This is a genomic window from Tateyamaria sp. Alg231-49, assembly GCF_900143535.1.
In the GTDB taxonomy this organism is placed as follows: Bacteria; Pseudomonadota; Alphaproteobacteria; order Rhodobacterales; family Rhodobacteraceae; genus Tateyamaria.
In genome coordinates this window covers 251083-264642 of the sequence record NZ_FRFA01000001.1, presented here as the reverse complement: position 1 = coordinate 264642, position 13560 = coordinate 251083, and the positions used below count along the sequence as shown (strand labels likewise).

The 13560-nt window shown below is 59.4% G+C and carries 14 protein-coding genes and 1 riboswitch; of the genes, 6 read left to right on the top strand and 8 right to left on the bottom strand.

The genetic code is table 11. The features are described from left to right. Window positions 1-12: 12 nt before the first annotated feature. Both cobW and DHN60_RS01250 read right to left on the bottom strand, forming a co-directional pair. Window positions 13-1068 carry a cobalamin biosynthesis protein CobW gene (cobW, locus tag DHN60_RS01255; protein WP_108835443.1) on the bottom strand — a complete coding sequence of 352 codons (1056 nt, stop codon included), beginning with the start codon at window positions 1066-1068 and terminating at the stop codon, window positions 13-15. A 2-nt stretch (window positions 1069-1070) separates the two neighbouring features. Beyond that, complete coding sequence (locus DHN60_RS01250) at window positions 1071-1445, bottom strand: DUF1636 domain-containing protein (RefSeq protein ID WP_108835442.1); 375 nt, start codon at window positions 1443-1445, stop codon at window positions 1071-1073. An 85-nt stretch (window positions 1446-1530) separates the two neighbouring features. Then, a riboswitch (cobalamin riboswitch) is annotated at window positions 1531-1742 on the bottom strand. A 125-nt stretch (window positions 1743-1867) separates the two neighbouring features. Between DHN60_RS01250 and cobO the strand changes: the two genes are divergently transcribed. After that, the gene (gene cobO / locus DHN60_RS01245; RefSeq protein WP_108835441.1) at window positions 1868-2479 is read left to right on the top strand and encodes a cob(I)yrinic acid a,c-diamide adenosyltransferase; all 612 of its coding nucleotides are present in this window, start codon (window positions 1868-1870) and stop codon (window positions 2477-2479) included. Between the two features lie 265 nt (window positions 2480-2744). Here cobO and DHN60_RS22190 read toward each other — a convergent pair whose 3' ends face one another. Further along, complete coding sequence (locus DHN60_RS22190) at window positions 2745-2897, bottom strand: hypothetical protein (protein WP_159089078.1); 153 nt, start codon at window positions 2895-2897, stop codon at window positions 2745-2747. Window positions 2898-2983: 86 nt separating this feature from the next. Here DHN60_RS22190 and DHN60_RS01240 point away from each other — a divergent pair, with 86 nt between their 5' ends. Next, window positions 2984-4429: a cobyric acid synthase gene (locus DHN60_RS01240; protein WP_234423478.1), complete on the top strand. Its 1446-nt coding sequence runs from the start codon at window positions 2984-2986 to the stop codon at window positions 4427-4429. 22 nt (window positions 4430-4451) lie between these two features. Further along, window positions 4452-4844, top strand: coding sequence for a 5-carboxymethyl-2-hydroxymuconate Delta-isomerase (locus tag DHN60_RS01235; protein ID WP_108835439.1), 393 nt, complete (start codon window positions 4452-4454; stop codon window positions 4842-4844). Between the two features lie 35 nt (window positions 4845-4879). Here the strand turns inward: DHN60_RS01235 and DHN60_RS01230 are convergent, their stop codons facing one another. The 4 genes from DHN60_RS01230 to DHN60_RS01215 all read right to left on the bottom strand — a co-directional run bounded on the left by DHN60_RS01230 (window position 4880) and on the right by DHN60_RS01215 (window position 8859). Continuing rightward, on the bottom strand, window positions 4880-5617 hold the full coding sequence (locus tag DHN60_RS01230) for a proteasome-type protease (RefSeq protein ID WP_108835438.1): 738 nt from the start codon (window positions 5615-5617) through the stop codon (window positions 4880-4882). A 64-nt stretch (window positions 5618-5681) separates the two neighbouring features. Next, complete coding sequence (locus DHN60_RS01225) at window positions 5682-6482, bottom strand: transglutaminase family protein (protein ID WP_108835437.1); 801 nt, start codon at window positions 6480-6482, stop codon at window positions 5682-5684. 4 nt (window positions 6483-6486) lie between these two features. After that, complete coding sequence (locus DHN60_RS01220; protein ID WP_108835436.1) at window positions 6487-7428, bottom strand: alpha-E domain-containing protein; 942 nt, start codon at window positions 7426-7428, stop codon at window positions 6487-6489. Between the two features lie 3 nt (window positions 7429-7431). Continuing rightward, the gene (locus DHN60_RS01215) at window positions 7432-8859 is read right to left on the bottom strand and encodes a circularly permuted type 2 ATP-grasp protein (protein WP_199913610.1); all 1428 of its coding nucleotides are present in this window, start codon (window positions 8857-8859) and stop codon (window positions 7432-7434) included. Window positions 8860-9110: 251 nt separating this feature from the next. Here DHN60_RS01215 and DHN60_RS01210 point away from each other — a divergent pair, with 251 nt between their 5' ends. The 3 genes from DHN60_RS01210 to DHN60_RS01200 all read left to right on the top strand — a co-directional run bounded on the left by DHN60_RS01210 (window position 9111) and on the right by DHN60_RS01200 (window position 12653). Beyond that, the gene (locus DHN60_RS01210; RefSeq protein WP_108835884.1) at window positions 9111-10346 is read left to right on the top strand and encodes an acyl-CoA dehydrogenase family protein; all 1236 of its coding nucleotides are present in this window, start codon (window positions 9111-9113) and stop codon (window positions 10344-10346) included. Between the two features lie 166 nt (window positions 10347-10512). Next, entirely contained in the window at window positions 10513-12153 is a 1641-nt protein-coding gene (locus DHN60_RS01205) for a hypothetical protein (RefSeq protein ID WP_108835435.1), read from the top strand. After that, window positions 12150-12653, top strand: coding sequence for a hypothetical protein (locus DHN60_RS01200; RefSeq protein ID WP_159089077.1), 504 nt, complete (start codon window positions 12150-12152; stop codon window positions 12651-12653). Before DHN60_RS01205 ends, DHN60_RS01200 begins: the two co-directional genes overlap by 4 nt. On the opposite strand, the gene truA is transcribed toward DHN60_RS01200, so the two are convergent. Then, on the bottom strand, window positions 12650-13429 hold the full coding sequence (gene truA, locus DHN60_RS01195; protein WP_108835433.1) for a tRNA pseudouridine(38-40) synthase TruA: 780 nt from the start codon (window positions 13427-13429) through the stop codon (window positions 12650-12652). The genes DHN60_RS01200 and truA overlap by 4 nt on opposite strands. Window positions 13430-13560: the final 131 nt, after the last annotated feature.

Here is a 13560-nt window from a genome sequence, read left to right as displayed (position 1 = left end):
GTGGCACCTTTGCTATTCAGCGGCTGCCGGAGTTTTGACCAAAGCGGCGCTGATGGCTGCAGCGTTCACGTCGTCATGTTCGGCAATCACGACCAAACGGCCCTGCCGCGTCTCATTCGGACCCCACGGACGGTCAAACTGGTGGCGCACACGTGCACCGACGGCTTGCACCAGCAGGCGCATCGGTTTGCCGGTCACGGCAGCATAGCCTTTGACGCGCAGAATGTTCTGTGATTTCGCCATCTCTTCGATCCGCGCAACCAGCTCGGCTGGGTCGCTCACTTCGGGGATGTCGATGATCACGGACTCAAAATCGTCATGCTCATGATCGTCGTGCCCGTCGTGATGAGAGGGACGAGCGTCGATGTCGTCTTCGGCGGCGGCCTCAAGGCCAAGGATCACGCGCGGGTCCACGGCGCCTTCGGCCACTTCGACCACGGGCAGGGGGCGCGGTGTTTCGGCGGCAATCACTTCCTTGGCGCGCGCAATGCCCTCTGGCCCTGCGAGGTCGGGCTTGGTCAGCAGGATGATATCTGCGCAGGCGATCTGGTCCTCGAACACCTCGGACAAAGGCGTTTCGTGATCCAGCGAGTCATCGGCCAGACGTTGTGCATCAACCGCGGCGACATCCGGGGCAAAGCGACCCGCAGCGACAGCTTCGGCATCAGCCAGCGCAATCACACCGTCCACGGTGATCTTGCTGCGGATATCGGGCCAGTCAAAGGCTTTGAGCAGCGGCTTTGGCAGCGCAAGACCGCTGGTTTCAATCAGGATGTGCTCAGGCTGCGGGTCGATGGCCATCAGGGCCTCGATTGTGGGGATGAAATCATCCGCAACCGTGCAGCAGATGCATCCATTGGCCAGTTCCATGATGTTTTCCGCCGGGCATTCGGGAATGGCGCAGGACTTCAGGATTTCGCCGTCCACACCCACATCACCGAACTCGTTGACGATAACGGCCAGCCGCTTGCCTTGCGGGTTCTGCATCAGGTGGCGGACAAGGGTCGTCTTGCCCGACCCTAGAAAGCCGGTGATGACGGTGACGGGGATTTTGTTGAGGTTGGCCATGTTCAAAACTCCTGCGGAGGGATGCGGGCGATGCAGTTCTTGCGGAAATGTTCGGGTCGGGTACGCCACGGGACAAGACCATCCGGAGTGGCGGCGTATTTGGCAATGCCGTCGACAACCATATCGGCGTCACGGTCTTCCATGAGGTTGCCGTAGACATAGGTCCAGCGCTGGGCCCCGCCGCGCACTGCGACCGAACAGCCGGAGGAGCAGTTGGACAGGCATTCCACCGCTTTCAGGGTCACCCCTTCGGGCATGGTGCGGGCCGCCAGTTCGGCGTGCAATACTTCACCGGGTCGGGTGCCGCCTTCGGGCACCTCAGTCTCGCGGCGGCATTTGACGCAGACCAACAATTCGACGGGGGGCAGGTCGCTCATCTCTTATCCCATGGTTTGGGCGTGGGCAGGGATGGCGGGTGGCGCGAGGGCCAAAAACTCCCGACACCCGGAACACCCCGTCCGGTTTCGTAAACGTCATGCTGGCAGGTCTCCCGGCTTGCGGATGTCGAGGTTTCCCTCGGTGGCGGCCCTGCCTTCCCGACCTTTGGGTCAGTGGCAATGGGCGACCTTCTCCGGTCACGGTCGCGGGGGCGGCTGCGTTTCGGGGTCGCGCTGACCCGTCTGCATTCCCTTTTCACCCAAGTTGCCCCGGGCACCAGCGAAACCGTAGTGCGCGCGGTTTGGGTGCGAGTCAAGCGGGGTTGTGTCAACTCAGACGCCACGTGCAGCTTTGTGCTCTGGCGATTGCCTCGCAGCCATGCCAAACAAAGTGCAGACCTCAAACCTCCGGAGCCTTGCCCATGGACGACATCACCGAACGCCACAACGCCAAGATGAAAAAGATCAAGGCGGCCCGCGATAAGATGATGGAAACCAAGACCGAGGAAAAAGGTCTGATCATTGTCCATACGGGGCCGGGCAAAGGGAAATCGTCGTCCGGTTTTGGCATGATTATGCGCTGCATTTCGCACGGTATCCCTTGCGCCGTGGTCCAATTCATCAAGGGCAACTGGGACACCGGGGAAAAGACCTTCTTGCGTGACCGTTTCCCTGATGAGTGCCGGTTCTTTGTGTCTGGCGAAGGCTTTACCTGGGAAACGCAGGATAGAGATCGTGACATCATGGCCGCCAAGAAGGGCTGGGAGATCGCCAAGGAGCAGATACTGGACGACGAGGTCGACTTTGTCCTGCTGGACGAGATCAACATCGCACTGCGCTATGACTATCTGGACATCGACGAGGTGGTCGATTTCCTGCTGGAGCAAAAACCACCCATGACCCACGTGGTGCTGACAGGCCGCAATGCCAAGCCAGAGCTGATCGAGGCGGCGGATTTGGTGACCGAGATGACGCTCATCAAACACCCGTTCAAGGATCTGGGGGTCAAGGCGCAGAAAGGTGTGGAATTCTAGGTTCTCGGAACCAGTAGGCGCCCAATGCCACACAAAATATGCGCACAGCGTTCCAGTTCCCAAAGGAGCGGGCAGGGAATAGTGGCCGCATTCTGGCCACATTCTACCGGCGGATGAGATTTGTAAGGGCAACTACCAGAATAAGTAGAATCTTGATGGTATTTTGCTGCGTTATGGCACTCTCAAAGGTTGAGAATCGCAAAACCGCAAAGCCGACTAAGGCTTTGCGGTTGGCAAAATAGTTTACGAATTAAAGGTCGCGGTTTTAGCTACCGGTCAGCAAGCCAAGGCTTTGTAGATCAATGGCACTTGCAGCCGCCGGTATCAGGATCGCGAGACCCAGAAGCAACATCGTTTTCCGTTCGCGCGCTTTTTTGGCTTTGCGGCGACGCTCGGGAGTGTTCGTGAAATCCAGCATGGGCTTTCCGTTCTTTCCTTATGATGCGATGAAGCAGAATGTAGCGTTCAATCAGGGCAAAGCTGAGCAGTGAAAGAGACCTTATTGTGACCGCCCTGATGATCCAAGGCACGGGCTCCAACGTTGGCAAATCCATGCTTGTTGCAGGGCTGTGCCGCGCGGCATTACGCCGAGGGCTGTCTGTTGCGCCCTTCAAACCGCAGAACATGTCGAACAATGCCGCCGTAACGCAAGATGGTGGCGAGATTGGACGCGCACAGGCTTTGCAGGCGATGGCTTGTGGGGTGTCGCCGCACACCGATATGAACCCCGTCTTGCTGAAACCTGAAACCGATGTTGGCTCTCAGGTTGTTGTGCAGGGCAAGCGCATGGCCACCGTCAAAGCGCGGGAATATTCGGATCTCAAGCCGAAGCTGATGGCACCTGTTCTCGACAGCTTTGAGCGCCTGAAATCGCAATATGATCTGGTGCTCGTCGAAGGGGCGGGCAGTCCGGCAGAGGTCAACCTGCGCCCGGGTGACATCGCGAATATGGGCTTTGCACGGGCCGCGGACTGCCCGGTGATTTTGGCGGGCGACATTGATCGGGGCGGAGTGATCGCTCAGATCGTTGGGACCAAGGCTGTGATCGATCCAGACGATGCCGCCATGATCGCAGGGTTTCTGATCAACCGGTTTCGTGGTGATCCCCGTCTGTTTGATGATGGATATGCCATGATCGGCGACCACACAGGCTGGCGCGGTTTTGGTGTCGTGCCGTGGTTTGGCGATGCGTGGAAGTTGCCTGCCGAGGACGCTTTGGACATTGCCACACCTAAACGAGACACCGGCCTTCACATCGTGTGCCTCAAGCTGTCTCGGATCGCCAATTTCGACGATCTGGACCCGTTGGCGCAGGAACCGGGCGTGCGCGTGACTATGTTGCATGCAGGCCAGCCGCTGCCGGGCGATACCGATGTCGTGATCATTCCAGGGTCAAAGTCGACCATCGGTGATCTCGCCTTTCTCAATGCACAAGGCTGGGACGAGGATGTCCGCGCTCATCACCGCCGTGGCGGGCAAGTTCTGGGCATCTGTGGTGGGTTTCAGATGCTTGGGCGCGGGGTGGATGACCCGGATGGGATCGAAGGCCCGCCTGCGCAAGCAAGCGGCATTGGCCTTCTGGACGTTGAGACAACCATGACCGGGGACAAACGACTGACCACGGTTGAGGCGTTGCATGTGCCGACCGGGCAGCAATTTGATGGGTATGAAATCCACATCGGCCGCAGTGAAGGCCCGGATCGTGCGCGCCCCTTTGCCCGTGTGGCCGGACAAGACGAGGGCGCGATCAGCCCGGACGGACGCGTTGCAGGCAGCTATCTGCATGGAATGTTCCGAGATGACGGGTTTCGCGCGGCGTGGTTGGCCGGATTTGGTGTCGCAACGAGCGCTACAGCTTACGACCAAACCGTTGAGACGACTCTGGATATGTTGGCTGATCATCTGGAAACACATCTGGACGTACCTGCACTTTTGGCTTGCGCGCGCTAGGCGTGGCGTCAAAGGTTGCCAGATGCCGCATATCATTCTCGAATATTCTGCCAATCTGGAAGACAGGTTAGATATGGCCGCCCTGTGCCACGTGCTCAAAGACGCCGCTGCCGCGACGGGCGTTTTTCCTCCGGCGGGTATCCGGGTACGCGCCCATGTGGCTGATCACGTGGTAATTGCAGACGGGGATCCGGGGCACGCCTTTATCGACATTACCCTCCGTTTAGCATCGGGGCGCGAAGCGGCGGCCAAGGCCCACGCGACCGACGCAGTGTTTGATGCTGCGCGTGATTTTACGTCAGACTTGATGGCTTCAGCCCCGTTTATGCTGTCGCTCGAGTTGCGTGAAATCGATCCGGAATACAGTCGCAAAGACAGTTCAATCCGGGATTATCTGCCGCCGGAAATGCACTGAAAACTATTGAAAGGCGGAAGTGCCCCGCCTCTCGACTAATCTTCAAATTTGAAAGGCGGCAATTGCTGAAACGCCAGTTTTAACGCTTCGCCCCAGCCATTTGAGACTGTCTGGTAATACGGGTCGTCAGATTCAACCCGCGCGGCATGTTCGATTTGCAGACTGTCCGAGTTGTAGGTCACGTAATCCAGCGGCAGTCCGACAGACAGGTTTGACTTGATCGTGGAATCAAAGCTGACCATCAGAAGCTTGACCGCATCCTCGAACGACATTTCTGGATCGTGCGCCCGTACCAGAATGGGTTTGCCGTATTTGGCCTCGCCAATCTGGAAAAACGGTGTGTCGTCAGAGGCTTCGATAAAGTTGCCCTCGGGATAGATAAGGAACAGGCGAGGCGGCGCGCCCGCGATTTGCCCACCGACGATCAGCGTCGCACCAAAGGCGCCATCAGCCTCTTGCCCCGTTGTGGCGTTGTCTGCGATCACCTCGCGCAACGTTCGGCCGACTTCGCGCGCGATCTGGAACATCGACGGGGCTTGCAGCAGGGACGGATTGCGATCTTCGGGGGCTTTGGCCCGCTCGTCCAACAGGCTAATCGCCGATTGCGTGGTTGCCAGATTGCCTGCGGTCATAATCACGATCATCCGCTCACCGGGAACTTCCCATGTGTGCATCTTTTTCACAGTTGAGATGTTGTCGACGCCCGCATTTGTTCGGGTGTCGGACATGAAGATCAGTCCGGCGTTCAGCCGCATCCCCACGCAATATGTCATAGTTCTTTGTGCCTTCTGCGCAATCGAGTCGGTCGGGTGTTCCCGTTCCCGACGTAGCATTGCGTTACTGTTGTTGGACTTGCAATGCCACAGACATCGCCTCGCCAGCTTTACCAAAGCGAAGCCCCGAGATTGGCGCAGCCCCTCTGTAGTCCAGCCCAGTCGCCACGCGGATATAGCGGGCATCCGGTGAAATACCGTTTGAAATGTCAAAGCCGACCCAGCCCAATTCTGGCACATGGGCCTCAGCCCAGGCGTGGGTGGCGTCCTGATCGATCCGGTCATCCATCATCAGGTAGCCCGAAACATAGCGCGCCGGAAACCCAAGCGCGCGCGCGCAGGTGATGAAGACATGGGCGTGATCCTGACAGACCCCGTGACCCGCGCTCAGCACATCTTCGGCCGTTAAATCGGCAGCAGATTGATCGGTGGAGTAGGGCACAGCGGCAAGGATGTGGGCCGACAAGCCATGCAGCACGTCGAGCGGTGTGCCCTCTTGCTCAGCCGAAGCGATCAGCGCCTCAAGCTGAGGGCCTATTTTGGTCAAATCGGTGCTGCGCTGAAACAGCCAAAGGGGCACATAACCCCCTTGCGGTCCAACAACCCCGTTGTGGTCATCTACATCCACAGTGCCACGACAGATAATCTCGATTTCCGTCTCGCCGGGGGTAAAGCTCACGAGATCGACGGAGTTGGCATGTTCGTCTTCGAACGCCACTTCGACCTGTCCGCCGCGAACCTCGATGTCCCAGTCAACGATGGTCTGGCCGGGGCGCGATTTGGGGCGCAGGCGGACTTGCTGCAAGGCGTAAGGTACCGGTTCGTTGTAGGTGTAGTGGGTTTTGTGTTCGACTCTCAGGCGCATATCATCACTCGCTGAACCTATAGTCGATCTCGATCTGGCGGCCCAAGGCTGCGCTGTCGCGTAGAAAGTCCGAGATAAACTCGTGCAGGCCATATTCGAAAATCGCGTTCATATCTCTGGTCTTGAACCGGCCACACAAGTTGTCCGCCAGAGCGTGGCATTCATGACGCGCGTTGTACTCTTCTGCTAGAAAGCCGAGGTTTTCCTCGATCTTCCGGTAGCTGAAAGCGAGGCTGCGCGGCAAACGTCCATCCAGAATGAGAAAGCGAGCAATGGCCATTGGGTCTGTCTCGCCTTCGTGCAGAGTTTGGTAGGCGCGCGTGGTGGATGTGGCGCGCAGGATCGTGTCCCACTGAACATTGTCCGAGGCGGAGCCAACGAGGCGCACGGACGGGAGCAGGATGTAGTATTTCTGATCCAGAATGCGGGCCGTGTTGTCAGCCCGTTCAAAGAAGGTGCCAATGCGCCCAAAGTTATACATGTCATTGCGCACCATGGACCCATGCTTGGCTCCGCGCACAAAAGCACTGCGTTGGCGGATGATTTGCAAAACGCGCGGCAGGTCTCGGTCCTCAACAGGCTGTGACAGCAGACGTTTCAGCACCATGTAACACTCGTTCACGGCTTCCCACACTTCGCGGGTGAGCGCAGTGCGCACAACGCGGGCGTTCATGCGCGCGCCCTCGATCTGGGCCATGATGCTTGCCGGGTTGTTCGGATCACGCAGCAGGAAATCGATGATCTTCGCCCCATAGGGCTCACCGTGCAGCGAGGCATATGTCTCGCTCAAACCTGTCGACGACAGAATTGCCGTCCACTCGCTTTCCGCCGCACTCGACCGGGTGAGCGAAATGCGCAATCCAGCATCGATCATCCGGGCGGTATTCTCTGCCCGCTCAAGATAGCGGAACATCCAGAACAGGCCGCCTGCGGTTTTGCCTAACATCGCCTAGTCCTCCAGCACCCAAGTGTCCTTGGTGCCTCCACCCTGAGACGAATTGACGATCAGGGACCCTTCGGTCAACGCAACGCGGGTCAGACCACCTGGCGTGATATCGACGCGCTCCGGTGACATCAGTGCAAAGGGGCGCAAATCGACATGGCGCGGGGCGAGCCCGGCTTCGGTCAGGATTGGCACGGTAGAAAGCGCCAGCGTCGGCTGGGCAATGTAGTTGTCAGGCTTGGCCGTCAGTTTTGCCCGGAAGGCCTCGATCTCCTTTTTCGAAGCCGCAGGGCCGACCAACATCCCATAGCCACCTGAGCCGTGCACTTCCTTGACCACCAGTTCAGACAGGTTGTCGAGCACGTATTTCAACGCTTGCGGATCAGAGCAGCGGTGCGTGGGTACGTTTTTCAGGATCGCCTTTTCGCCCGTGTAGAATTCAACGATATCAGGCATATAGCTGTAGATTGCCTTGTCGTCGGCGATACCTGTTCCGGGCGCATTGGCGATGGTGATACCGCCCGCGCGGTAGACATCCATGATGCCCGGAACGCCCAACATGCTGTCGGGATTAAAGTTCATCGGATCGAGGTATTCGTCGTCCACGCGCCGATATAGCACGTCGATAGCTTTGTATCCTTGGGTCGTGCGCATGGCCACGCGCCCATCCACGACACGTAGATCGTGGCCTTCAACGAGTTCGGCACTCATCTGATCGGCGAGGAACGCGTGTTCGTAATAGGCCGAGTTGTGGATGCCGGGGGTCAGCACAGCCAACCTTGGCCGCCCTTCACAGGCATCTGGGGCGCAAGCCGACAGCGAGCGGCGCAAAGAACGAGGGTACTGGCCGACCGAGCGAACCTTTACCTTGGAAAACAGCTCGGGAAACATGTGCAGCATGGTTTCGCGATTTTCGAGCATGTAGCTGACGCCGGACGGGGTGCGCGCATTGTCTTCGAGCACAAAGAACTCATCATCGCCTGTGCGCACAAGATCGGTCCCGACAATGTGGGTGTAGACGTCACCGGGGGGCGATACGCCAATCATCTGCGGCAGGAAGGCCTCGTTGCGGGCAATCATTTCAGCTGGCATGCGGCCTGCGCGGACAATTTCCTGACGATGGTAGATATCGTGGAGAAACGCGTTGAGGGCGCGCACCCGCTGTTCGATTCCCTTGGACAAGAGCGCCCACTCCCGTGCGGCGATGATCCGTGGGACCAGATCAAAGGGGATCAGCCGTTCGGTGGCGTCCGGATCGCCGTAGACATTGAAGGTAACACCAATCAGGCGAAACAGGGCTTCTGCCTCTTCGGACTTTTCCAGCAGTCGTGCATTGTTTTCGCCAGCAAACCACTTGCAATACGCTTCATAGGGCAGGCGCGGACCGCTGCCGGTCCCATTCATCTCGTCAAAGTACTTTGGCGTATTCGGCATATGTTCAGCCTGCACATATCGTGAGGACCTGCAACCGGCTTGTCTTTCCAGCATCAGATGTCTTCGACGGTGCGCCTAATTCGCAGGCACTCTCTACACCTGCTCTTGAAACGCGGCCGCGCACGATTTCTTGTGAAAGGAAATTGGCCAATTTTTCACGTCGCAAAATTGCCACCCGCATCGGTCCGCGGATGCTGGACACTGCCCCGCCAATCCGCCACGCTGACGCGGCCACAGGGAGGATCAAAACCATGGACATGTCATTCACGCTGCGACCCGAAAACCGCGATTTGCTGGAGCGTGTGTCGACCATGATCCGGGACGAGATCATGCCGATGGAGGAGGAGTACGCTGCCGAAGTCGGAAAAGGTGACCGCTGGCAGTACACTGAACGCCAGACCGAGATCCTCGAAGGGTTGAAAGCCAAGGCCAAGGCGGCCGGTTTGTGGAACTTCTGGCTGACAGACAGTGACAAGGGGTTCGGCCTGTCCACGGTCGAATACGCCCACTTCGCCGAAGAGATGGGCAAGACCCCCCTCGGGGCCGAAGTCTTTAATTGTTCCGCCCCGGATACTGGCAATATGGAGGTGTTCGAGCGCTACGGAACGGACGCGATGAAGCGGGACTGGCTAGCCCCGCTATTGGAGGGTCAGATACGCTCGGCCTATCTCATGACCGAACCTGACGTGGCCTCTTCTGATGCCACCAATATCTCGATGTCCTGCGTGCGCGACGGGGACCACTACGTCCTGAACGGCGAAAAATACTGGGCCAGCGGGGCAGGGGACCCGCGCTGCAAGGTGTATATCGTCATGGTCAAAACCCAAGGCGACGAGGCCCCAAAACATAAACGCCAGTCGATGATCGTCGTGCCCGCCGGGAGCACGGGCATCGAAGTGCTGCGCCCCATGCTGGTTTATGGCCACGACGACGCGCCCCACGGGCATATGCATATCCGGTTTACTGATGTGCGCGTGCCTGCCGAAAACCTGCTGCTGGGCGAGGGCCGCGGGTTCGAAATCTCGCAAGGGCGGCTTGGACCCGGGCGCATTCACCACTGCATGCGGGCGATCGGGCAGGCCGAGGCAGCGTTGGAACTGATGTGTAAACGGTCGCTGTCCAAGGAGGCGTTTGGCAAACCGCTCGCCCAACTTGGCGCAAACTACGACATCATCGCCGAGGCGCGGATGGAGATCGAAATGGCGCGTCTGCTGTGCCTCAAGGCTGCATGGATGATGGATCAGGGCGGCGCCCGCGCAGCAGCTCCTTGGATCAGCCAGATCAAAGTGGTTGCCCCGCGCGTGTCGCTTAAGGTGATTGACGAGGCGGTGCAGATGCACGGCGGACAGGGGATCAGTCAGGATACCCCGCTTGCCCATGCATGGACACATCAGCGCACCTTGCGATTGGCGGATGGACCCGACGCAGTGCACCGTCGGCAAGTGGCACGGGCCGAGTTGAAGAAATACACCCAACAAAAATTGTAGGCTGGCGCGCAAACAGGCACTGTTCGTGGTTGGATTTTAGCGCAGAAGTTCTTGCGCAGAATTGGAAGGGACGTCGCTTTCCGAGCGTTTTCGGTGCCGAAAAACGCTTGCATAAATTCCGGCGCGCGCTCCTAATCATCACTATGACAATTATGGTACATGCGGCATGAAGGACCACGCGCCTCAAACCCTGCCACTGCGCCCCCCGGGTGAGGTGATGCGGCTTGCGCGTATGGGGGCCATGATGCCCACACGCCTGAGCTTTCTCAGGGTACTGATCCGCCGTCTTTGCACCGAACGGGCCGCAATAAAGCGCACCCATTGGGACATGTCGCCTGACGGGCATGGGCGCGCTGTCTACAGCGTGGAACTGGGCGGGCACACCTATTCGCTTGTGGCCATTTCGAACGACCTGCCCGCCGATCAACGCAGTGACCGGGTGATCGCAACGGCTTGGGATGCGGCCTTTGTGCTTTATGATGGCACCCCGGATATCGCTGACATTGACCGCATCGCGGCTCAGGCGCCGCTTCAAGAGGCGGGGCGTTTCAGCCCGAAAGATCTGGTGCTGAGCCGCGCAAACAAATCCGTGCGGATGTGGGACGCAACCGTCGCGGCGCTGCGTTCAGGCGACCAACCAGATGCGGCCATGATCCGCGACATCGGCTATCTGATGCGCACGACCGCTGTTTACGGCAACGGCAAATTTGGCATCGCTGATCGCCATCTTATCGAAACACGCGATGGGCTAGGCGGCCCGTTTGCCGCAGAAATGCTGGCCGTATACCTGATCCGCCATTTCACGCTCGACCTTGTAGCGCATGTCGGGCGCGCGCCGCTTGACCCGGTTCTTGCGCGCCATTTCGGGGTCGGAAATGCCACGGGCCTTGGTATGGCACCGTTCCTCGTGACCCACCCCGTCCTGCTCAACAATTGGATGTTGGCGCGCGAAACCGCTTTTGCCCGCGTGCGCGCACTTGATGGACTGAGTGCTGCGCAGCGCGCCTCGATTGTTGCGTTGGGCGCGCGTGCCCAGCGGCATCTGACAGAATGGCACGTTCCAGCGCCTGATCACGATGCCATTTTGCGCGACCTCGAAACCGAATGGGCGGGCTTTCTCCCGCACCTCGAAACACTGAACGGCACTTTCCCGATCGAGACCCTCTGGCAAGCTGCGCTAAAACAGAGCGTACCTTTGCAAGAACTACTGGTCGCGCTGCTGATCGAGGCTTTCCCAGACGAAGTGGACGGCCTGACCGACTGTATGGGTGATTCATTCGGGCCATTGACGACGCCGTTTGCGGGTACGGACGCCCTGCGCGCCGCTATCGAGGCAGATTGGCGCTGGGCGTTGGCCCAGGATTACGAAGACCCCGAAATGTGCCGTCGGTTTTGGTACGTGAGCGAGGCAAAGCTTGAACCGCGTCTTGGTGATCGCTTTGCCGATGACGGAGCTGAGCTGGAAACCCCTTTGGACATCGCCCGCCGGGTGACAGCCTTGCACGCGGACCTGCCCGCGCAGGATCAGAGCGTTTCAAGCTTCCTGACGGACCACCCCGAACACGCCCATGCCTGCGCCCGTATCGCTGTGTTGAAGCGCTACCCTTACGCCGAAATTCGCGACAATTTGATCGCTGCGACCTGTCGCCCTATTGATATGCTGCGCTGCAAGCTCAGTTTCTTTGGAGCGACCAAGTTCGACCCCAAGTCTGACCTGTGGACCCGGATCACTTTGGCCCAAGGCGCGCCTTTGGGAGGTGAACTGTCGCCAGAAGCGGATGATTGGTGGTTGCCGGTGCTGGGATGACAGAAAAATCGTGGACTGAAATTCAGGCCCTTGCGGTCAAAGCGGCGACGGGGGCGGCGGTTCCGCCCGCGCAGGCACTGGCCTTCGGCGCTATGGCAACCCGCCATCTGGCCGATGGCGGGCCCGAGGCGCCGCTGTCCGAAGCGTTGAGCGATTCAGGCACCATAGTCGACCTTGCCCATCAGATTGAGGCGGTGATCGAAACCGCGTCAATCTCGGAACAGCCTGTACGAGTGTCAGAACAGAATTCCGGGCGACGCGCGCTCCTCATAAGCTGGCTCGCAAGCCTGCCCTGTCAGGCAGAGACCAACGCCACGTCTGCAGAAATACGGGTCCGCCTGTCTCTGACCGACCCCAGTGCACGCACCCGCCCGGCGCGGGTGCACATTGGGACAGCTCTGTTTGATCAGATGCAAGACCTTGCCGCGCGCACCTATGTGCCGGACAGTGATGCCTCCCGCTCCACCGGTGCCGGGGCTGGGCTGATGGATCTTGACTAGGACGCTTCAGGCGCAAACGGATCGTCGGGATAGCCGACGCCAGCCAGATACAACCCCGTAGGCGGACAGACCGGCCCACAGGCTGCCCGGTCTCTAGCGTTAAGCGCCTCCGATACTTGATCCGGGTACCATGACCCTGCGCCCACGCGCTCTAACGTGCCGACGAGGCTGCGCACCTGATTGTGCAGGAACGACCGGGCGCGCACGTCGAAATGAATTTCAGTGCCATGGTCCCCCTCGACAGACCGCACATCCAGACGATCCAGCGTTTTTACGGGACTGTCCGCCTGACAGATAGTCGAGCGGAACGTGGTAAAGTCGTGCTTGCCGATCAGATGTGCTGCCCCGGCCTGCATGGCGTCCACATCGAGGTGCTGTTTGATGTGCCAGACCAAACCCTTGAGATGGGTGGCAGGCGCCCGACGGGTGAGGATGCGATAGTGATACCGCCGCTCGCGCGCCGAAAATCGGGCGTGCCAGTCCGGGGCGACTGCGGCGCAATCGACGATCGCAACGGGAACTCGGCGCAAATGATAGTTCAGCGCTTCTGACAAACGGAAGGGCGACCAATCCTGAGTCAGATCGCAATGGGCAACTTGTGCAAGGGCGTGCACGCCTGCGTCGGTACGCCCGGCGGCTGCGATGTTGTGCACGCCGGGCTCCAACTCACTCAGCGCCGCCTCGACCGCGCCCTGCACCGAAGACAGGTCCGTCTGGCGCTGCCAGCCCACAAACGGGCCCCCGTGGTACTCAATTTTCATGGCATAGCGTGGCATGGCCCGAGCACCTAACGCCAAAGCCCGGAGCTGGCAACGCCGAACCGGCGCGCAGCCCCCAAAGCCCAAAAACCCTCTTTGTCTCGCCAGATAAGCGCGTTCCGGAGACTGCCGCCGCATCAGTGCACGCC

Coding starts and splice junctions, on each gene's coding strand:
- cobW (WP_108835443.1), bottom strand. CDS start 1,068: ATGGCCAACCTCAACAAAATCCCCGTCACCGTCATCACCGGCTTTCTA.
- DHN60_RS01250 (WP_108835442.1), bottom strand. CDS start 1,445: ATGAGCGACCTGCCCCCCGTCGAATTGTTGGTCTGCGTCAAATGCCGC.
- cobO (WP_108835441.1), top strand. CDS start 1,868: ATGGACGACATCACCGAACGCCACAACGCCAAGATGAAAAAGATCAAG.
- DHN60_RS22190 (WP_159089078.1), bottom strand. CDS start 2,897: ATGCTGGATTTCACGAACACTCCCGAGCGTCGCCGCAAAGCCAAAAAA.
- DHN60_RS01235 (WP_108835439.1), top strand. CDS start 4,452: ATGCCGCATATCATTCTCGAATATTCTGCCAATCTGGAAGACAGGTTA.
- DHN60_RS01230 (WP_108835438.1), bottom strand. CDS start 5,617: ATGACATATTGCGTGGGGATGCGGCTGAACGCCGGACTGATCTTCATG.
- DHN60_RS01225 (WP_108835437.1), bottom strand. CDS start 6,482: ATGCGCCTGAGAGTCGAACACAAAACCCACTACACCTACAACGAACCG.
- DHN60_RS01220 (WP_108835436.1), bottom strand. CDS start 7,428: ATGTTAGGCAAAACCGCAGGCGGCCTGTTCTGGATGTTCCGCTATCTT.
- DHN60_RS01215 (WP_199913610.1), bottom strand. CDS start 8,859: ATGCCGAATACGCCAAAGTACTTTGACGAGATGAATGGGACCGGCAGC.
- DHN60_RS01210 (WP_108835884.1), top strand. CDS start 9,111: ATGGACATGTCATTCACGCTGCGACCCGAAAACCGCGATTTGCTGGAG.
- DHN60_RS01205 (WP_108835435.1), top strand. CDS start 10,513: ATGAAGGACCACGCGCCTCAAACCCTGCCACTGCGCCCCCCGGGTGAG.
- DHN60_RS01200 (WP_159089077.1), top strand. CDS start 12,150: ATGACAGAAAAATCGTGGACTGAAATTCAGGCCCTTGCGGTCAAAGCG.
- truA (WP_108835433.1), bottom strand. CDS start 13,429: ATGCCACGCTATGCCATGAAAATTGAGTACCACGGGGGCCCGTTTGTG.